21 protein-coding genes, 1 tRNA gene and 2 pseudogenes are annotated in these 17,231 nt (G+C 68.1%); 10 read left to right on the plus strand and 14 right to left on the minus strand.

Annotated elements, in window-relative coordinates; translation table 11 throughout:
- The first annotated feature begins 81 nt into the window (after positions 1-81).
- Positions 82-1,259, plus strand: a pseudogene (locus ACOFKX_RS10405) (AAA family ATPase).
- A gap of 2 nt (positions 1,260-1,261) precedes the next feature.
- Positions 1,262-1,636, plus strand: coding sequence for a hypothetical protein (locus tag ACOFKX_RS10410; protein ID WP_419826911.1), 375 nt, complete (start codon positions 1,262-1,264; stop codon positions 1,634-1,636).
- Between the two features lie 389 nt (positions 1,637-2,025).
- On the opposite strand, the gene ACOFKX_RS10415 is transcribed toward ACOFKX_RS10410, so the two are convergent.
- A complete protein-coding gene (locus tag ACOFKX_RS10415) occupies positions 2,026-2,538 on the minus strand; it encodes a hypothetical protein (protein ID WP_419826912.1) in 513 nt (170 codons plus the stop codon).
- A gap of 85 nt (positions 2,539-2,623) precedes the next feature.
- The gene (locus tag ACOFKX_RS10420; RefSeq protein WP_419826913.1) at positions 2,624-3,283 is read right to left on the minus strand and encodes an ImuA family protein; all 660 of its coding nucleotides are present in this window, start codon (positions 3,281-3,283) and stop codon (positions 2,624-2,626) included.
- A gap of 305 nt (positions 3,284-3,588) precedes the next feature.
- On the opposite strand from ACOFKX_RS10420, the pseudogene ACOFKX_RS10425 reads away from it, so the two are divergent.
- A pseudogene (locus tag ACOFKX_RS10425) lies at positions 3,589-4,211 on the plus strand (SOS response-associated peptidase family protein).
- A gap of 12 nt (positions 4,212-4,223) precedes the next feature.
- On the opposite strand, the gene ACOFKX_RS10430 reads toward ACOFKX_RS10425, so the two are convergent.
- Positions 4,224-4,883, minus strand: coding sequence for a helix-turn-helix domain-containing protein (locus tag ACOFKX_RS10430; protein WP_419826914.1), 660 nt, complete (start codon positions 4,881-4,883; stop codon positions 4,224-4,226).
- A 57-nt stretch (positions 4,884-4,940) separates the two neighbouring features.
- On the opposite strand from ACOFKX_RS10430, the gene ACOFKX_RS10435 reads away from it, so the two are divergent.
- A complete protein-coding gene (locus ACOFKX_RS10435; protein ID WP_419826915.1) occupies positions 4,941-5,873 on the plus strand; it encodes a hypothetical protein in 933 nt (310 codons plus the stop codon).
- Positions 5,863-6,180, plus strand: coding sequence for a helix-turn-helix transcriptional regulator (locus tag ACOFKX_RS10440; RefSeq protein WP_419826916.1), 318 nt, complete (start codon positions 5,863-5,865; stop codon positions 6,178-6,180). Before ACOFKX_RS10435 ends, ACOFKX_RS10440 begins: the two co-directional genes overlap by 11 nt.
- Here ACOFKX_RS10440 and ACOFKX_RS10445 read toward each other — a convergent pair.
- Positions 6,171-7,427 (minus strand): tyrosine-type recombinase/integrase, encoded by a 1,257-nt coding sequence (locus ACOFKX_RS10445; protein WP_419826917.1) that lies wholly within the window; start codon positions 7,425-7,427, stop codon positions 6,171-6,173. The genes ACOFKX_RS10440 and ACOFKX_RS10445 overlap by 10 nt on opposite strands.
- A 156-nt stretch (positions 7,428-7,583) precedes the next feature.
- Positions 7,584-7,658, minus strand: a tRNA-Gln gene (locus ACOFKX_RS10450).
- Between the two features lie 81 nt (positions 7,659-7,739).
- On the opposite strand from ACOFKX_RS10450, the gene ACOFKX_RS10455 reads away from it, so the two are divergent.
- Positions 7,740-8,231 (plus strand): MarR family winged helix-turn-helix transcriptional regulator, encoded by a 492-nt coding sequence (locus ACOFKX_RS10455; RefSeq protein WP_419826918.1) that lies wholly within the window; start codon positions 7,740-7,742, stop codon positions 8,229-8,231.
- Between the two features lie 17 nt (positions 8,232-8,248).
- Here ACOFKX_RS10455 and ACOFKX_RS10460 read toward each other — a convergent pair whose 3' ends face one another.
- From ACOFKX_RS10460 to ACOFKX_RS10500, 9 genes are all read right to left on the minus strand, one after another.
- Entirely contained in the window at positions 8,249-8,644 is a 396-nt protein-coding gene (locus ACOFKX_RS10460; protein WP_419826919.1) for a pyrroline-5-carboxylate reductase family protein, read from the minus strand.
- A 30-nt stretch (positions 8,645-8,674) separates the two neighbouring features.
- Positions 8,675-9,073, minus strand: a complete 399-nt coding sequence (locus ACOFKX_RS10465) for a pyrroline-5-carboxylate reductase family protein (protein ID WP_419826920.1) — start codon at positions 9,071-9,073, stop codon at positions 8,675-8,677.
- A complete protein-coding gene (locus ACOFKX_RS10470) occupies positions 9,070-9,573 on the minus strand; it encodes a YbjN domain-containing protein (protein ID WP_419826921.1) in 504 nt (167 codons plus the stop codon). Before ACOFKX_RS10470 ends, ACOFKX_RS10465 begins: the two co-directional genes overlap by 4 nt.
- A gap of 79 nt (positions 9,574-9,652) precedes the next feature.
- The gene (locus ACOFKX_RS10475) at positions 9,653-9,973 is read right to left on the minus strand and encodes an accessory factor UbiK family protein (RefSeq protein ID WP_419826922.1); all 321 of its coding nucleotides are present in this window, start codon (positions 9,971-9,973) and stop codon (positions 9,653-9,655) included.
- A gap of 17 nt (positions 9,974-9,990) precedes the next feature.
- Positions 9,991-10,545, minus strand: a complete 555-nt coding sequence (locus ACOFKX_RS10480; RefSeq protein ID WP_419826923.1) for a TspO/MBR family protein — start codon at positions 10,543-10,545, stop codon at positions 9,991-9,993.
- A 54-nt stretch (positions 10,546-10,599) separates the two neighbouring features.
- Positions 10,600-11,355, minus strand: coding sequence for a TlyA family RNA methyltransferase (locus tag ACOFKX_RS10485; protein WP_419826924.1), 756 nt, complete (start codon positions 11,353-11,355; stop codon positions 10,600-10,602).
- 281 nt (positions 11,356-11,636) lie between these two features.
- Positions 11,637-13,562 (minus strand): 1-deoxy-D-xylulose-5-phosphate synthase, encoded by a 1,926-nt coding sequence (dxs, locus tag ACOFKX_RS10490; RefSeq protein WP_419826925.1) that lies wholly within the window; start codon positions 13,560-13,562, stop codon positions 11,637-11,639.
- A gap of 62 nt (positions 13,563-13,624) precedes the next feature.
- Positions 13,625-14,122 carry a Fur family transcriptional regulator gene (locus tag ACOFKX_RS10495; RefSeq protein WP_419826926.1) on the minus strand — a complete coding sequence of 166 codons (498 nt, stop codon included), beginning with the start codon at positions 14,120-14,122 and terminating at the stop codon, positions 13,625-13,627.
- Between the two features lie 12 nt (positions 14,123-14,134).
- On the minus strand, positions 14,135-14,551 hold the full coding sequence (locus ACOFKX_RS10500) for a MerC domain-containing protein (RefSeq protein WP_419826927.1): 417 nt from the start codon (positions 14,549-14,551) through the stop codon (positions 14,135-14,137).
- Positions 14,552-14,654: 103 nt separating this feature from the next.
- Here ACOFKX_RS10500 and ACOFKX_RS10505 point away from each other — a divergent pair, with 103 nt between their 5' ends.
- The 4 genes from ACOFKX_RS10505 (at position 14,655) to rpsI (ending at position 17,226) form a co-directional block, all read left to right on the plus strand.
- Positions 14,655-15,719, plus strand: coding sequence for a COX15/CtaA family protein (locus ACOFKX_RS10505; RefSeq protein ID WP_419826928.1), 1,065 nt, complete (start codon positions 14,655-14,657; stop codon positions 15,717-15,719).
- Between the two features lie 13 nt (positions 15,720-15,732).
- Positions 15,733-16,056: a hypothetical protein gene (locus ACOFKX_RS10510; RefSeq protein ID WP_419826929.1), complete on the plus strand. Its 324-nt coding sequence runs from the start codon at positions 15,733-15,735 to the stop codon at positions 16,054-16,056.
- Positions 16,057-16,216: 160 nt separating this feature from the next.
- Positions 16,217-16,696 (plus strand): 50S ribosomal protein L13, encoded by a 480-nt coding sequence (gene rplM / locus ACOFKX_RS10515; protein ID WP_419826930.1) that lies wholly within the window; start codon positions 16,217-16,219, stop codon positions 16,694-16,696.
- Positions 16,696-17,226 (plus strand): 30S ribosomal protein S9, encoded by a 531-nt coding sequence (gene rpsI / locus ACOFKX_RS10520; RefSeq protein WP_419826931.1) that lies wholly within the window; start codon positions 16,696-16,698, stop codon positions 17,224-17,226. The genes rplM and rpsI overlap by 1 nt, the downstream gene beginning before the upstream one ends.
- Positions 17,227-17,231 lie beyond the last annotated feature (5 nt).

Here is a 17,231-nt window from a genome sequence, read left to right on the forward strand (position 1 = left end):
TTTACCACCAAATGCTCGGTGCCGACGCCATTCGGCTCGGCTACGCCGTCACTATCGCTCCCGTTTCGACCTTCGAGCTGGATGCCGTGCCGCAGGCGCCGCGCGAGGCCTTCTTGGCCAACTCCGCCGACATCAAGGCGGGGCTGGAGGCCGCCCGCATCGTCGCCGCGGCCGAGCTGCGCGCCGCCGACCACGGCCACGCCTGGACGCAAGGGCAGCGCGACGCCACGCGCGGCCTCCTCCTGTCCACCACCAGCGTCACCGGCGTCCAGGGCCGCCGGCACCGCCAAGACCACCACCGTGCTCGCCACCCTCGCCGAGCCCGCGCGCGACCAGGGGCTCGCCGTCCGCGCGCTGGCCCCCACCGCCACCGCCTCCGACGTGCTCGGCCGCGCGATCGGCGCCGAGCCGATGACCGTCGCCAAGATGCTCGCCGGGGACGTCGAGCACGGCCGCGTGGTCTGGATGGTCGACGAGGCCAGCATGGCTGGCACCCGCGACATGGACGCGCTCCTCGCCCGCGCGGCCGACGCCGGGGCTCGGCTCGTCCTGGTCGGCGACGTCGCCCAGCTGGCTCGGTCGAGGCGGGGCGTGCCTTCGGGCAGCTCCAGGACCATGGCATGGCGACCCTCGTCCTCGACGAGATCGTCCGCCAGACCAACCGCCACACCCGCGAGGCGGTCGAGCACATGCTCGCAGGCGACGCGGAGAAGGCCTTCGCCGCGCTCGATGCCGGCGGCGGCCGCATCGTCGAGCAACCCGACACCCAGACCCGCCAGGCCATCCTGGCGCGGGACTTCGCCGCTCTGACCGCCAAGGAGCGCGCCGCGACGCTGGTGCTCGATCCGACCCGCGAAGGCCGCCGCCAGCTCACCGCCTGCATCCGCGCCGCGCTCGTCCGCGACGGCACGCTCTGCGAGGAGGCGCTCGTCGCCACCGTCCTCGAACCGCGCGGCCTCACCCGCGCCGAAGCCAAGCGGGCGACGAGCTACCAGCCGGGCGACGTCGTGACCTTCCGCGAGCAGGAGAAGGGAAGGCCCCGGCCCGGCACCGGCTACAGGGTCGACGCCGAGACGGCACCGTGCGGCTCGTGCCGCCCAACGGCAAGCCGCACGACCGGCAGCCGGCGCGCTGGGGCGCGTCCCACGCCGAAGCCTTCGCCGAGATCGAGATGGAGGTCCGCGCTGGCAACCGCCTCCAGTTCACCCGCAACAACTACCGCGCCGGACGCCTCAACGGGCACACCGCCGAGGTGGTAGCGGTGGACGCGGGCGGCTCCAGTGTCGTCGTCGAGCGTGAGGGCGGGCGCCGCGAGATGCTCGACCTGACCCACCTCGCCGATCGCCATGCCCGCCATGGATGGGTCCGCACCATCCACTCCGCCCAGGGAGCGACGGCAGATCGAGTGATGGCCAACCTGGAGAGCTTCCGCGCCGCCACCGTCGATGCGCGGTCGGTCTATGTCGCGATCGGTCGCGCGAGGACCGGCGCCGCCCTCTACACCGACAGCCACGCCGGCCTCATCGAAGCGCTCGGACTGCGTGATGGCGCAAAAATGGAGGCAAATAGACAAACGGCACGAGAGAGTGCCGAAACTACGCACCACCACAACGCGATGGAATTATTTAATCCGTAGCAGCCTACGACCGCAGTCCGGTCACATTGACTCGCCGAAGATAGTAAATTGCGAGCAGTTTGCACTCTTATCAGGCGGGAAAGGTATCACCCCTCTACCTCTAAAACGCGCACAACCTTGGCCGAACTGGCTTGCCACTAATATTAGTAGTGCAAGGAAAGTCGCGAACAACGCAAGAGAGACTTTTCTTCTCAATGAGCTTGGACCAGCATGTATTATTCTATATCAGCTTCGCCGTTGACGCCGTCTTATCAGAACTGCGTTGTAGAGTATTGCTATCAGAACTAGAACTGAAACAACCGTCTTTGATGTTCCGTGCAGAAATACGATAGACACGATCTGAGCAATTGCCAGGACGACCAAGATTATTGGTCGGATGCTACGAGCCGTCATTCGAACACGTCTTTGATAGCAGCGGCACAAGATGTCCCCGCCAGCACGCCTCCAGCAAGGTCTTCGACCGTTGCCAGCCCTGTCACACAACCGGTTAGATCAATAAGCAAGTCTTGAGATCGATTGATTTCCTCACGTAGGTCCTTCTTCTTCGGTGGGCTAAGCCGCGGCGTCGGTGTAGCAGGAAACGTTCCGCACTGGGCTCCGAAGCAGACGGTCACCGGCGCAATCCGAACCGGAGGCACCTGCACGTTATTGTTCGGCCGCCGACCCGTGACGGTGATGCACTGTTTCGGGTCTTTAGCGCAGGCATCGTCCCCATCCCCATTTTGCGGCGAGGTAGGCAGCTTTTTCGCGAACGCGCTAATTTTGTCTTTATTAGCCACCACTTGCCCGACAGCATAAGCGATGATGTAGCTAGCATCAATCGAGCCGATGTTAGTAGCATCACCACCATCCAGTGAAAACGCTCCGTTACCGCTACCACCGCCAGTGGGAGCATCCACCACGATTGCGCCAACTAAACCCGAGGGATCGCTCAGGCTCGGCCTGCGCAAGCTCCCCTGATCGGCTCCCTTCTGAGTGGTCAATCGTCTATGGCAGTTCAAATTTAGTCGCAAGATCACGCGCGGCAAGCTGCTCGGCTTCTTCGCAAGCCACCCGTAATGCGTGGTGGCGCTGGAGACGACCATGCGCATCGCAGCCCTCCAGGTTCCAGGATTGCGCCTCGCCGCCACGCTGGCGGACGAGGTCGACCTGCCAGCGCGAGCGGCCGACGCCCGCCACCGGGAGGCGTGCGGACGGCAGGCAGCCGATCCGCCAGCGCGCAGCCGCCGTTGATGGCCGAAAGCGAGTCGACGCAGGCCTTGGCTGCCTTCTCAGCAGCAGCACCGGCACGCCCGCCTCACCGGCAACGAGCTGCAGCGTGCGGGTCGCGACCATGGAGGCGGCGCGCACCTCGCCGATCACGGCGGCGGGCGTGCCATCGCGGATGGCGTCCTCGACGACGGCGAGCAGCGCCGCGTCGTCTTGCGCCTCGGCGTAGAGCACCGACGATGCTGGCAGATCAACCTGCTCCAGCCCTGGCGCGTAGAGATCGAAGCGGTTCAACGCCCAAAGCACCGGCACACCCGCGGCCAGAGCGCGGCGGGCCACGATGCCGGCCAGGAACAGCGTCGCGGCGGCATCGTCACCGAGGGCCGAGGATGCCGCGGCACCGTCGCGCAGCCCGCCTCGAGCCAGACTGCGCGCCACGAGTCGGTCATCGACGGCCGCCACGCCAAAGGGAAGAACCGCCGACGGCTTACCGATGCTGGATGCGGCGACGATCGCCCTCAGCTCGGCTAGCGGGGTTGGCGGAGCGGAGGAAAGCATGAGAGACTCGGCTCGTGATGTTTCCCAAATGTTATTGCCGTGGTTGATGATTGGTCGACCGGGTAACGTTGTCCTGATGCGAGACCCTCAACGCCTGGTCGACGCGTGGCGACGCTGCCGGTAGCCGCCTGCCGGCGCCTCGCTAGCGAGGTCTAGCGGGCCGCGCTCCCAACGAGGAACGATCAATGTGCAACCTCGCGCGCATGCCTACGGGCCTGAGACCATCTTCGGCGCCACGAGCGCGCTGTTCGACGAGCGCCCGCGTGACAACCGCTTCGACCCGCGCGAGCTGCGACCCCGCAACCGCTCCTACGTGATCCGCGAGGAGGCCGGCGAGCGGGCCTGGGACGTGATGGAGTGGGACGTGCTCGGCGGCCAGGCGGCGTGGCCGATGACCAACGTGCGCAATCTCGCGCTGCCGCAGTGGCGCAGGCTGGCGGAGCGGCCGGAGAACCGTTGCCTCGTGCCCCTGACCGAATTCTGTGAGTGGACGCCCGACAAGCACGACCTCGGCGACGGCAAGCCGGCGCTGAAGGGCGAGATGTGGTTCGCGGTGCCGGAGCAGTCGGTGTTCGCGGTCGCTGGTTTCTGGCAGCGTACGCGCGAGGGCCGCGGGTTCACGATGGTAACATGCGATCCCAACGAGCTGGTGCGGCCGATCCACCCCAAGGCGATGATCACGATCCTGGCACCCGAGGACGCCGACATCTGGCTGCGCGGCTCCTACGAGGAGGTGGTCGCTCTCCAGAAGCCGTATGATGCCGCTGACATGACGGTGCGCGGACCGCTTTACCCCACTAGAGCATAGAAACATCGTGACCTAGCCAGGCTCGTTCCTGTTGAACCCATTTTCTGAGGCTTGGCGAGACAACGCGAGCTTGACGCGCTTGCGAAGCGCCGAGCGGTCTCTATGCCGGCGTTCCGCGGCCTCCTTACTAATCGCCTGCTCCGTCGCCCGGTCGAGCGGACCGGCAAGCTTCTTCTGCTTGAGCAGATGTTCGTTTAGCTCTCGGAGATGCGTAAAGCCAAGAGCCTCCGCGTACTTCGCATTGCACGGTTGCTGGTAAGCGTCGGTCGTCGTGCCAGCGGATGCAAGCAGCTTGCATACAGAGCCACGTTCGAAGCGAGACAAAGCACTCGTACTAACACCTGCAAGACTCGCGCACTGCGCGAGGCTGAGACCCCGATTTCTGCGCAGTTTCCGGAGCGATGCTCCCAAATTCGGGTAGGCGGACCTGTCGGCCGCAGCAGACTGCGGTAGCAGATCCCTTAGCTCGAGTTGCAGGGCCTCCACGATCTTATCAATCGTCGATCGGTACGCCTTCCGGCCGGCCTCAAGGCGACAGATTGTCTCGCGGCTGACGCCAATCTTTCGGGCTAGCAGCTCCTGAGTCATCGCAGGCAGGCGACGGCGACGCGCCTCCCGGACAGCGCTGCCGACCCTAGCCGCAGCATCAGAATCAAGTTCAACATCGCTCATTTCAGATTTGTGTGACGTCTTTGCCGAGGGTGTAAACCCGCCCTGTGAAGCGCTGGGATGAAGCACAAAGCACCCCCGCCGCTTCCGCTCGACGGCCACGCCGCCGCCCCGGAGCACCGCACCGTCGCGATCGCCGACATTGTCGTCGATCGCTCCATCCACCCGCGCATGCTCGTAATGCGAGGCCACGTCCATAAACTTGCGCGCGCCCTTGCAGAAGGAAGTGAGCTGTTACGGCCGATCGTTTTTGATGATCGAGGCGAACTGATTCTTTCAGATGGGTTCTACCGGCTCGCGGCGCACGATCGTGTCGGTCACAAAACGATCGACGTCGAGGTGCGGCGCGGCAATCATCACGACGCCAAGATCTTCGCGATCACCGCCAATGCATACCACGGGATGAAGCTGACCTCGCACGAGAAGCGTCGGGCGGTGAACACGTTGTTCAACGACCTAGTCTGGAGGCGCCGGAGCGATCGCGAGATCGCGGCAGTGTGCGGTTGCAGCCCCCCGACGGTGGCGAAGATCCGGAAGCTGCACCCTCTCACTGAAAATATTGGCAGTGACGAGGTTCGCGAGGTCCGCAACAAGCATGGCGCGCGTGCGCCTATGAAGATCGACGGTTTGCGCCGTCCACCGGTGGATCGCCAGGAAGGCAATCACACCGGCATCCTTCCAGACACGAAGCGGGATATCCGGGCCGCCAAGACGGCCGAGGACGCATCAGTCGACGTGGCTAGGCGAGCTCGCCGTAGCCGCGAAAGGACCGTGGATCGCGTGCAGACGGCGACAGCGATCGTCGAGGCTCTTGAAGCGGTTAGGGCACAGTACGGCAACGCCATAAGCATTGCGGACGCCATTCTCGCTTCGCGCGATGATGCTTTGATCCGGCGCTTCAACAAGGTTTCGGTTACGTTCCGCGTCGCTTCCCGGAAGACCCGCGTCAAAGGGAAAAGCAACCGGGACCAGGAGGCCAGCAATGACCGCTGAACTGTTGGTCCCTCTGATGCCCGCTGGCAACGTGGAGCTCCCGCAGGCTGAAGCAGCGAACATCCATGTTGCAGCACAGGCCCGTGCCAGCGCCGCTCGCCGGACCCGCACGAACGAGCGGCTGGTCCGGATCGGCGAGGTGCTGCACCGCGTCGGCGTCCACCGCGGCACGATCTACAAGTGGATTAAGGAAGGTCGCTTCCCACGCCAAATCTCCCTCGGGCTCAACAGCTGCGCGTGGTACGAGAGCGACATCGATCGATGGATCGCTGATCCAACCGGTTGGAGGGCACCTGGTCAGTCTTGACCGGGTGCCAGGAGGTCGGCCCACTCCTGGCCCAGCTCGCGCCGCCGTTCCATGTGCTCGGAACGGTTGTAGGCGGCTTCCGAGCTAGACAGGCCCGTCGGCACGTGGGCCAACATCAGGTCGATCACTGCGCGATCACCGGGATGCCCATGATGCCGAGCGCGCTCGTTCATGATCGTCGAGAAGGTCGACCGCCAGCCATGTGGGACGTGCTTGCCGGTATAGCCCAGGCGCCGGTAGAGGACGCCGAGCGTGTTGTTGGAGATCGGTTTGGCGGTGCTCCAGTGCCCCGGGAAAACGAAGGGGCTGTACGAGCTGAGGCTGCGCGCCTTGCGGAGGGCAGCCACCGCCTGTCGGGAGAGCGGCACGAGCTGGTCGAAGCCGTCATCATGCTTCCGCTCCAGCTCTAGCTTCATGCGTCCCGCTGGGACCCGCCAAACAGCCGCTGGAGCAGGCTCGGAAGGATGTGACCAGTCAATGGCCTCGAACTCGCTCCAGCGAGCGCCCTGTGCGATGCCTGGCCGGACGGCCGTTAGCGCTAAGAGGCGGGAAGCGATCCTAGTGCCGACGTCTGCCGACGACTGGTCCACGTCCGACATGAGCTGACGAGCATCGTCGATCCGGGTGACTGCCGGCTGCTTCCGTTTCTTCACCAAAGGCCTGAGCGCCCTGCCGACGCTTGCCGAGGGATCTGTTACCGCGACACCCTCTGCGATGGCGTAGGCGTACACCGACGAGATGAACTGGCGGATGCGCTTCGCACTCTCGATCGAGCCGCGCGCTTCGATCTTCCTGAGCGCCGCCAAGATCAGCGGGGGATGAATCGAGCCCAAAGGAAGTGACCCCAACTCTGGAAAAATGTCGCGCTCCAGCGAGCGAAGGATCAGGGCGGCATACTGAGGGACCCACCGCGGCGCTTGAGCCTCATGCCACGCCCGGGCTTGCGCCTCGAACGTAAGCGCCGCCACGGCGTCACTTGAGGAGCGAAGCCGCTTGTGTTCTACGCCCGGGTCGACACCCTCTCGTAGCCATCGTCGCGCTGCGTCTCGCTGCTCTCGCGCCTCGGCGAGCGAGATCTCCGGGTAAGGCCCGAAAACTAGACGCCTTTCCTTGCCTGCAAAACGATATTTCAGCCGCCAGGACCGGAACCCCGTCGTCGTGACGAACAGGTAGAGGCCGCCCGAGTCGGCAAGCTTATAGTCCTTGCTTGCTGCCTTCGCCTTGCGAGCTTGCACGTCCGTAAGCATCGATGCCCCCAATCATACGAGTTGGTGCCCCCGACGTGCCCCCATGCTGCAGCGATCGCATGCGACATGACGCAACAGCCGGCGACACCGCGCTTGCCGCAGATGCCGGAATCTCTGCACTTCTGCGACGTTTGGCAACAGCATACTACAGGAGGCTGGCTGGGGCGGCAGGATTCGAACCTGCGAATGGCGGTACCAAAAACCGCTGCCTTACCACTTGGCGACGCCCCAAGGCCGGGCAGCTTCTAGCCTCGGCGGCGGGGCAGCGGAAGCCCTGCTTGCCCGCCGGCCCGCACCGGCTTAACCGGCGCCATGTCCGGCGTGCCCGCTTCCGCTTCACCCCTGTTCCTGCGCGAGGCGGAGGTACGACGCGGGATCGAGTTCCTCTTCTTCGGTCATGCCAGCCTGTTCCGTGCGGTCGACGCGCGGCTCGCGCACGAGGGGATGGGGCGGGCGCATCACCGAGCGCTCCACTTCATCGCGCGATCGCCCGATCTCGCGGTGGGCGACCTGCTCGCGCTGCTCGGCGTGACCAAGCAGTCGCTCGGCCGCGTGCTCGCCGAACTGACGGAACGCGGGCTGATCGAGACGCGGGTCGGACGGGACGATCGGCGGCGGCGGCTCCTGCGCCTGACGCCGGCGGGCGCGACGCTGGAGGCTGAATTGTTCGAGCCGCTGCGCGCAGCAATGGCGACGGCTTACGGCGAGGTTGGGCCGGCGGCGGTCACCGGTTTCTGGCAGGTGCTGGAGAGGTTGGTCTCACCTGAACAGCGCGCGGCGATGACGGTGCCGGGCCGCCGCTAGCGCGCGCCTGCTCACGCCTAGCGTGCGGCAGCCGCCATCTCGGCATTGCGGCGTCGTGCGGCGGCCAGCGTTTGAGCGAGGAGCTTCCGGAGCGCGAAATCGTGGTCAAGCACGTCCAGCCCGGCGCGCGTGGATCCGCCGGGGCTCGCGACCCGCTCAGCGAGCAGCGCCGGTGCCTCGCCGGACGTGACGGCCAGCGCGGCGGCCCCCTCCACCGTGGCGAGCGCGAGGCGCGTGGCGCTCGCCACGTCGAGCCCGTCGGCGGCGCCGGCAAGCGCGAGCGCATCGACGAAGCGGTAGAGGAAGGCGGGCCCGCTGCCGGCGAGCGCCGCCGCCGCGTCCATCGCGCGCTCGTCCGCCAACCACTCGACGAGGCCGAGCGGCGCCATCAGCTCGTCGATGCGCGCGCGCACCTGCAGGAAGATCGGGGCCGGCGGCCAGCGTCACCACGCCCCGGCCGATCGCAACGGGCGTGTTGGGCATGGCCCGCACCACCGCGCCGGCGCGGGGAAGCGTCGCGCCAGCGCGACGCGCTCGACGCCAGCGAGGATCGACAGTAGCACCGTGTCCGCGCCTGCCGCGCCGGCGAGCGGGAGAGCCGCCTCGTCGAGCTTCTGCGGCTTGCATGCCAGCATCAGGAGCGCAGGCGGCGCCTCGCCCGCCGGTGCGAACGGCACCACGCGCACGCCATCGGCCACGGCGTGACCCGATGGGCGGATCACCGTCACCCGGGCGGGATCGAGCCCGCACGCCAGCCAACGCGACAGCATCGCGCCGCCCATGTTGCCGCACCCGACGAACCAGATCGCGCCCTCGCCCGTTCCGTCCGGCAGCGGCGTCACGCCTCGCCCTGCGTCTCGATCATGGCAGCGGCGATCGCGTCGGCCGGGCTCTTGTCGCCCCACAGCACGAACTGAAAGACCGGGTAGAAGCGGTCGCACTCGTCGATCGCGCTCTCGACCAGCGTCTCGGCCTGATCAAGCGAGAGGCCGGAATCGCCGTCGATCAGCATGGCGTTGCGGTAGAGCACTATGCCGGACGACGCCCACAGTTCGAAGTGCCCAAGCCAAAGCTGCTCGTTGATGAGACCGATCGCCTCGTAGACGGCGCTACGCTTGTCGGCGGACACGCGAATATCGGGCAGCGCCAGGAATTGGAGCACGCGATCCTCGCCGCGCCAGATGCCGCGCAGCTCATATTGCGCCCAGCTTCCCTGCACGCTCGCCAGCACCTCGTCGTCGCCGATCAGCTCGGGCGACCAGCCGTGCGCGGCGAGGTAGCTCTCCAGCATCTCGATCGGCGCGCTCTGGTCGCTCTCCGTCTCGTCGTCGTCGAGCGTCATCGCAGGCCCTCCGGCGCGCGATGTGCCGCGCGCGCGAAGACCGGGCAAGCCACGGACAACGGAAAGCTGTGGATGACGCTCAGGTGACGGGCGGGAAAGCGGCGGGCGACTCGGACGCCGGCGTTGCCGGATCGTAGGAGGTGGGCGCGTTCGACTGATGGACCTTGCCGTCGAGCGCGTCGAGCCGCGCCCTCAGCGCGTCCACCTCATCGCGCGCGGCCGCCGCCATCGCCTTCACCGCCTCGAACTCGTCGCGCGAGACGAAGTCGCTTCCACCGAGGAAGCTGCGCACCCGCTCGCGGAACTGCCCCTCGGCCTCGCGGCCGGCGCCCGCCATCGTGCCCGCCAGGCCGTTAAACAGCTTGGCCATGTCGTCGAACAGGCGGTTCTCGGTCTGCATCGTGCGCTCCTTCCGGCTCAGAGTTCGACTTGGGTGCTGCCGCGCCCCGGTGCAAGCGCGGCCGCATCGGGGTTCATCACGTCGATACGGTGGTTGAGCCAGGCGGCGAAGCACAGCCAGGCGAGGTAGGGCAGCATCGCCCACGCGGCGCGGCGGCGCACGCGCGCGAAGGCGAGGATCGTCGCGATCGTGAAAAGGATCATCAGCAGGATCACGCCGAACGCGATCGCGACACGATGGCCGGCGAAGAAGATCGGCGACCAGGCGAGATTGAGCGCGAGCTGCACGACGAACAGACCGACCGCGAGGCCCCGCCCCGGCGCGCCGCGCGCGATGACGACCGCCGCGAACGCGAGCCCGATCAGCACGTAGAGGATCGACCAGACCACCGGAAAGGCCCAGCCCGGCGGCGTGGCGGCCGGCTTGGCGAGATCCGCGAACCAGGGATTGCCGTCACCCGAGCCCGAGAGCACGCCCGACGCGATGCCGAGGAACAGGATCAGCGGCACGATCGCCAGCGCGGCGCGCGCGTAGGACATGCGAAGCTGGCCGGCGGACGCGATCTCGGTCATCCAATATCCCGTCGGTCGAGTACGCGCCTGTGCGTAAAGCGGCCCGGCCCCGCGTCAACCGCCGTCTTGTGCGGGTTCGCCGGCGACTGCCCCGATCAGGAACTCGACATTGCCTTCCGGCCCGGTGATCGGGCTTCGCACCAGGTCCGCGACGTGCCACCCCTCGCCCGTCAGCCAATCCGCCGCCTGCGTGCACACGCGGGCGTGGATTTCGGGGTCGCGGACGACCCCACCCTTGCCGACCTCGCCGCGCTCCGCCTCGAACTGCGGCTTGACGAGCGCCACCAGCCGCGCGCCCCGACAAGCCAGCGACAGGGCCGCCGGCAGCACCTTGGCGAGCGCGATGAAGCTCGCGTCGCAGACCACCAGGTCGACGGGCTCGGGCACCTGCTCGCGAGTGAGCGCGCGCGCGTTCATGCGTTCCAGCACCACCACGCGCGAATCCTCGCGCAGCTTCCAGGCCAGTTGGCCGTGCCCGACGTCGACCGCGTAGACGCGCGCGCATCCGCGCGACAGCAGCACGTCGGTGAAGCCACCGGTCGAGGCGCCGACGTCGATCGCCGTCGCGCCCGTCACGTCCCAGCCGAGATGCGCGAGCGCGTGATCGAGCTTGAGGCCGCCACGCGAGACCCAGGGATGATCGCGGCCCTTGACGGTGAGCGGAGCGTCGGGCGCCAGCGGCTGGCCGGCCTTGTCGATGCGCCGATCGCCGCTGAACACGAGACCGGCGAGGATCAGCGCCTGGGCGCGCGTCCGGCTCTCGGCCAGCCCGCGGTCGGCGACGAGCTGATCGGCGCGGATGCCTGTCATGCGCCACCTCTGCGCGACATCGGGATATGCAAGCGGTAACGCATTCTTCGCAGCTGCAGCATAACAGGCGCGATCACATCTGGCGCGTCAGGAACCTACCGCGATACGGCTCGACTGACGTTAGAAGGACATGATCATGCACAGGTTCGAGAATGCGGCGATGTTCGCCGCCGTCATCGGCACACAGGTGCTCGCGGTCAGCGCCTTCTTCATCCGCTGATCGCCCCGTGCGAGCGAGGCATGATGCGGCCGTAGCGATTTGCGCGGCGGATGGCGTCACGTCAGGCGCGCGCGCCCTCGGCAATGCCGAGCGAGTTGAGGCGTAGCGCCTTCGCCACAGCATCCACGATCGCGTCGGCGTCGAGCCCCGCCTCGGCATATTGCCGCTCGGGCTTGTTCTGCGCTTGGAAGGCGTCGGGCAGGCGCAGCGTACGGATCTTGAGCCCGGCGTCGAGCAGGCCCGCGTCCGACGCCAGCGTCAGCACGTGCGCGCCAAGGCCGCCGACGGCGCCTTCCTCGATCGTCACGACGACCTCGTGGCTGCCCGCAAGATCGCGAATCAGCGCCTCGTCGAGCGGCTTGGCGAAGCGCAGGTCGGCGACCGTCGTGGAGAGCCCCTGCGCATCGAGCCGATCGGCGGCCTTCAGCGCCTCGGCGAGACGGGTGCCGAGCGAGAGGATGGCGATCTTCTTGCCCTTACGCACGATGCGGCCCTTGCCGATCGCCAGGCGTTCGGGCGCGGCGGGCAGCGCGACGCCGGTGCCATTGCCGCGCGGATAGCGTAGCGCGATCGGGCCATCATCGTGGACGGCGGCGGTGTGGACCATGTGGACGAGCTCGGCCTCGTCGGCCGCCGCCATCACCACCATGTTGGGCAGCGTCGCGAGATAGGTGATGTCGAACGATCCGGCGTGCGTCGCGCCGTCCGCGCCGACGAGGCCCGCGCGATCGATGGCGAAACGGACGGGCAGGTTCTGGATCGCGACGTCGTGGACCACTTGGTCGTAGGCGCGCTGCAGGAAGGTCGAGTAGATCGCGCAGAACGGGCGCATGCCCTGCGCCGCCAGTCCGGCGGCGAAGGTGACGGCGTGCTGCTCGGCTATTCCTACGTCGAACATGCGATCCGGGAAGCTGGCCTCGAACTTGTCGAGGCCGGTGCCGGACGGCATCGCGGCGGTGATCGCGCAGATCGTCTGGTCGCGCTCCGCCTCGGCGGTCAGCGCGGCGGCGAAGACGCCGGTGTAGCTTGGCGGGCCGGCGGGGCCCTTGTCCTGCTTGCCGGTGAGGATGTCGAACTTCTGGACGCCGTGGAGCTTGTCGGCGGCGGCCTCGGCAGGGCCGTAGCCATGCCCCTTCTTGGTGACGACGTGGACGAGGATCGGGCCCTGCGCGGCGTCGCGCACATTCTCCAGCACCGGGATCAGGTGATCGAGGTTGTGGCCGTCGATCGGGCCGACATAGTAGAAGCCCAGCTCCTCGAACAGCGTGCCGCCCGTCGCCATGCCGCGCGCATACTCGTCGACCTTGCCGGCGGCGTCGGCGAGCGGACGGGGCAGCTTGTTGGCCAGCTTCTTGGCAAGATCGCGCAAGCTGAGGAACGGCCGCGACGAGACGATCTGCGCCAGGTAGGCGGACAGTCCGCCGACCGGCGGCGCGATCGACATGTCGTTGTCGTTGAGGATCACGACGAGCCGGTTCCCGGCCTGCGCCGCGTTGTTCATCGCCTCGTAGGCCATGCCGGCGGACATCGCGCCGTCGCCGATCACCGCGATGCCCTTGCCCGGCCGATCGGCGAGCTTGTTGGCGATCGCGAAGCCGAGCGCCGCCGAGATCGAGGTGGAAGAATGCGCGGCGCCGAACGGGTCGTACTCGCTCTCGGCGCGCTGGGTGAAGCCCGAGAGCCCGCCGCCCTGGCGCAGCGTACGGATGCGGTTCCGCCGGCCGGTGAGGATCTTGTGCGGATAGGCCTGATGGCCGACGTCCCAAATCAGCGTGTCGCGCGGCGTGTCGAAGACATAGTGGATCGCGGTGGTCAGCTCCACGACGCCGAGGCCGGAGCCGAGATGGCCGCCCGTCACCCCCACCGCCGCGATCATCTCGCGGCGAAGCTCGTCGGCGAGCTGGCGTAGCTGGCCGGGCTTCAACCGGCGCAGGTCCGCCGGCGTATCCACCGTATCGAGCAGAGGGGTGTCGGAACCGTTGGACACTGGAAACTTCTCCTGCGGATCGCCCCGTCTACGCGCGGCGGAGCGACCGTCCAATCGCGAACTTAGCGGCCGGCCGCCGGTTCCGGGCTTTGCGCGCGGCAGGTGGCGCAAAGGCCACGCACCTCGATCACCGGCCGCTCGGGCGCGAAGCCGGCGCGGGCGGCGGCGTCGCGGACGTCGGCCGCCACGCGGTCGTTGTCGAGGTGGAGCGTCGCGCCGCAGCGATCGCACACCAGGAAGATGCAGTCGTGGACGCAACCCGGATGCGGGTTGGCGATATAGGCGTTGGCGCTCTCGATGCGCTGGGCGAGGTTGGAAGCGACGAACAGGTCGAGGATGCGATATACGCTGTTCGCCGCCACCCGCCGGTCCTCGGCGCGCGACACGCCGTCGGCGACGTCGTAGGCCGAGGCCGGGCGGCCGGCATCGCTCAACACCGCGAACACCGAGGCGCGCAGCGCCGTCCACTGCTCGCCGCGCGCCTCCAGCGCGGCGCGGGCGGCGTCGGCGAGGGCGGCGCCCTGCTGGTGCGCGTGGGCGTGAGCGGAAGCAGCGGGCATGACGCCGCGAAGCTAGTGTTCGCGACCGACCTCGACAAGCGACCGGCGCCCGGCGTTGAGCCGGTGCGCGAGCGCGAGCAGCGTCACGCCCGCCACCGTCGCCCCGATCTCACCCGCGCCGTGCTCCACAACCAGCCCCGACGCCATCAGCGCGAGCCCGGCACCACCGAGCCCCAGCGGGCGCGCATCGCGATGAAGCGCGTAGCCGCGGCCGAGCGCCGCCGCGCCGATCAGGATGGCGAGCGTGAACCCCGCCTCGTGCCACGCCGGGTCGGCGAGCGCGGCACCGGCGGAGGCGAGCGTCGCGGCGAGCAGCACGGTGGCGATGCAATGCACCACGCACAGCCCGGACAACGCGATCGCCAAGCGATCGAGCCGGCCGACGCGGCGCCGTTCGCCGGAGGGGGAGGAGCTGGCGGTGACGGTCATCGCGTCGCTATGGCGTCGGCGCGCGCATGTTACAACATCTCACGGGGATGTCGTGCCGAATGTTGGATACAAGTTGGAAAGGCGCGGCTACCACGCGGCCGCCATGGCACTCAGCAGCTCCACCATGCTCCGCCAGCCTGCCACCCCGCGCCCGGCACCGCGCGCGCTGTCGCGCTGGCTGTTCCTGGTCGCGGCGATGGTATTCGCGATGGTGGTCGTCGGCGGCATCACGCGATTGACCGAGTCGGGGCTGTCGATCGTCGAGTGGAAGCCGGTGTCGGGCACGCTGCCGCCGCTCACCCACGCCGATTGGCAGGCGGCGTTCGACGCCTATCGCCGCACGCCGCAATATCTGCTCGTCAATCGCGGCATGACGCTGGCCGATTTCCAGCAGATCTTCTTCTGGGAATATGTCCACCGCCTGCTCGGCCGGCTGATCGGCACGGTGATGGGCGCGGTGGTGCTGGTCGCGTGGGCCCGCCGCGCGATCCCGCCCGGCTACGGCTGGCGCATGGTCGCGATCCTGGCGCTCGGCGGATTGCAGGGCGCGATCGGCTGGTGGATGGTGAAGTCCGGCCTGCAGGATCGCACCGAGGTCAGCCACGTCCGCCTCGCCGTTCACCTCGTCAACGCGCTGCTCATCTACGGCGTGCTGATCTGGACGGCGCTCGATCTCGCGCGGCTGGCCCGCGATCCCGGGTCGCGACCGGCACGGCTGACCGGGCTCGCCGCCGTGGCGCTGGCCGTGCTGGCCTACCAGATCACGCTCGGCGCCTTCACCGCCGGGCTGCGCGCTGGCTACGCCTTCTCGTCCTGGCCGAAGATGGGAGACGACTGGTTCCCGGCGGGCGGCTGGAACACCGGCCTGTCGACGCTCGCCAACCTCGTCGACAATCCGATCGCGGTGCAGTTCGTCCATCGCTGGTGGGCGTGGGTGACGGCGGCGGCGGTGTTGACCGTCGCCGCCGCCGCGCGCCGGCGCGGTGCCGGCCCGGCGGCGGTGGCGATCGCCGCCGCCGTGACGGCGCAGATCCTGCTCGGCATCGCGACGCTGCTGTCGGGCGTGGCGCTGCCGATCGCGGTCGCGCACCAGGCGACGGCGACGCTGCTCGCCGGCGCGGTGGTGTGGGGCGCTCACGCGATCGGGCGGGCGCCGGCGCGGCCGTGAGGCGGGCGGCATGATGCTGATCGCCGCGGCCGCCGCCGCGCTGACGTTGCCCTTCGCGCCGCCGCTCGACCATCCGCTACGCTATGAACTGGTGGAGACCACGCCCTCGCCGGGTGGCGGCGAGTGGCGCTTCAGGCTCGTCGAGGAGGCCCGGTTCACGCGCGAGGGCGCGGGCTTCGCGCTTGCCCTGCGCGCGCGCAGGGTCGCCGCGAACGGGCATTCGGAGGGCTCGGCTACCCTGGACGCGGCGGTCCGGCCGACGATCGGCGTTCCCCTGGTGCTGCGCGTCTCCGCTGGCGGTGTCGCCACCGACGTGATCGAAGGTGGGGCAAAATGACGGCGCGACCGAGGGATTTCTGATCAGGTATTATGTTACCTTGCCGCAAAGCCGCACTTTTGCTTGACTTGCGCGGTGCGGATCGTCATTGCAGCCGCCGTGGCGTCGCCCTGCCAAGGGCGGCGCGCTTTTGTTTCGAGACATATCGGAGGTCGGGGCCATGAAGGCGCTGATGAAGACCACCAAGTCGGCGACGCCGTACACGGTGGAGAAGAAGTGGCTCCTGATCGACGCCGACGGGCTCGTGGTGGGCCGGCTGGCGTCGATCGTCGCCAACATCCTGCGCGGCAAGCACAAGCCGAGCTTTACCCCGCACATCGATTGTGGCGACAACGTCGTCATCATCAATGCGGAGAAGGTGCGCTTCACCGGCAAGAAGCTGCAGCAGCAGACCTATTACAAGCACACCGGCTATGCCGGCGGCATCAAGGAGATCACCGCCGACAAGGTGCTCGCCGGCCGCTTTCCCGAGCGCGTGCTTGAGAAGGCCGTCGAGCGCATGATTCCGCGCGGCCCGCTCGGCCGCCAGCAGATGCGCAACCTGCGCATCTTCGCGGGCACCGAGCATCCCCACACGGCGCAGGATCCGCAGCCGCTCGACGTCGCGGCCATGAACCGCAAGAACAAGGTTGGTGCGTGATGACCGACAATCGCCAATCCCTCTCCGATCTCGCCGCGCTCACCGGCGGCGAGGCTCCCGCTCCCAGCCAGGGCGGTGCCGCCTCCAGCCCGCTGGGCGACTTCGTCTCCGCCGCCCCGTTGCGCGAGAAGCAGGTCGACGCGCAGGGCCGCGCCTACGCCACCGGCCGCCGCAAGGACGCCGTCGCCCGCGTGTGGCTGAAGCCGGGATCGGGCAAGATCACGGTCAACGGCCGCGATCAGGAGATCTACTTCGCGCGGCCGACGCTGCGCCTCGTCATCAATCAGCCGTTCGGCGTCGCCGGCCGCGAGGGCCAGTACGACGTCGTCTGCACCGTCTCGGGCGGTGGCTTGTCGGGCCAGGCGGGCGCGGTGAAGCACGGCATCAGTCAGGCGCTCACCCGCTTCGAGCCGGGGCTGCGCGCGCCGGTGAAAGCGGCGGGCTTCCTCACTCGCGACAGCCGCGCGGTCGAGCGCAAGAAGTACGGCCGCGCCAAGGCGCGCCGCAGCTTCCAGTTCTCGAAGCGCTGATCGGC

Source organism: Sphingomonas sp. (genome assembly GCF_965200105.1).
GTDB lineage: Bacteria > Pseudomonadota > Alphaproteobacteria > Sphingomonadales > Sphingomonadaceae > Solisphingomonas.

Bases quoted from the DNA above. Each gene is read 5' to 3' on its own strand.
- ACOFKX_RS10500 (WP_419826927.1), bottom strand. From the start codon at position 14,551: ATGACCGTCACCGCCAGCTCCTCCCCCTCCGGCGAACGGCGCCGCGTC.
- ACOFKX_RS10470 (WP_419826921.1), bottom strand. From the start codon at position 9,573: ATGACGCTCGACGACGACGAGACGGAGAGCGACCAGAGCGCGCCGATC.
- ACOFKX_RS10495 (WP_419826926.1), bottom strand. From the start codon at position 14,122: ATGCCCGCTGCTTCCGCTCACGCCCACGCGCACCAGCAGGGCGCCGCC.
- ACOFKX_RS10435 (WP_419826915.1), top strand. From the start codon at position 4,941: ATGAAGCACAAAGCACCCCCGCCGCTTCCGCTCGACGGCCACGCCGCC.
- ACOFKX_RS10505 (WP_419826928.1), top strand. From the start codon at position 14,655: ATGGCACTCAGCAGCTCCACCATGCTCCGCCAGCCTGCCACCCCGCGC.
- rpsI (WP_419826931.1), top strand. From the start codon at position 16,696: ATGACCGACAATCGCCAATCCCTCTCCGATCTCGCCGCGCTCACCGGC.
- ACOFKX_RS10475 (WP_419826922.1), bottom strand. From the start codon at position 9,973: ATGCAGACCGAGAACCGCCTGTTCGACGACATGGCCAAGCTGTTTAAC.
- rplM (WP_419826930.1), top strand. From the start codon at position 16,217: ATGAAGGCGCTGATGAAGACCACCAAGTCGGCGACGCCGTACACGGTG.
- ACOFKX_RS10510 (WP_419826929.1), top strand. From the start codon at position 15,733: ATGCTGATCGCCGCGGCCGCCGCCGCGCTGACGTTGCCCTTCGCGCCG.
- ACOFKX_RS10485 (WP_419826924.1), bottom strand. From the start codon at position 11,355: ATGACAGGCATCCGCGCCGATCAGCTCGTCGCCGACCGCGGGCTGGCC.
- ACOFKX_RS10440 (WP_419826916.1), top strand. From the start codon at position 5,863: ATGACCGCTGAACTGTTGGTCCCTCTGATGCCCGCTGGCAACGTGGAG.
- ACOFKX_RS10430 (WP_419826914.1), bottom strand. From the start codon at position 4,883: ATGAGCGATGTTGAACTTGATTCTGATGCTGCGGCTAGGGTCGGCAGC.
- ACOFKX_RS10480 (WP_419826923.1), bottom strand. From the start codon at position 10,545: ATGACCGAGATCGCGTCCGCCGGCCAGCTTCGCATGTCCTACGCGCGC.
- ACOFKX_RS10445 (WP_419826917.1), bottom strand. From the start codon at position 7,427: ATGCTTACGGACGTGCAAGCTCGCAAGGCGAAGGCAGCAAGCAAGGAC.
- ACOFKX_RS10455 (WP_419826918.1), top strand. From the start codon at position 7,740: ATGTCCGGCGTGCCCGCTTCCGCTTCACCCCTGTTCCTGCGCGAGGCG.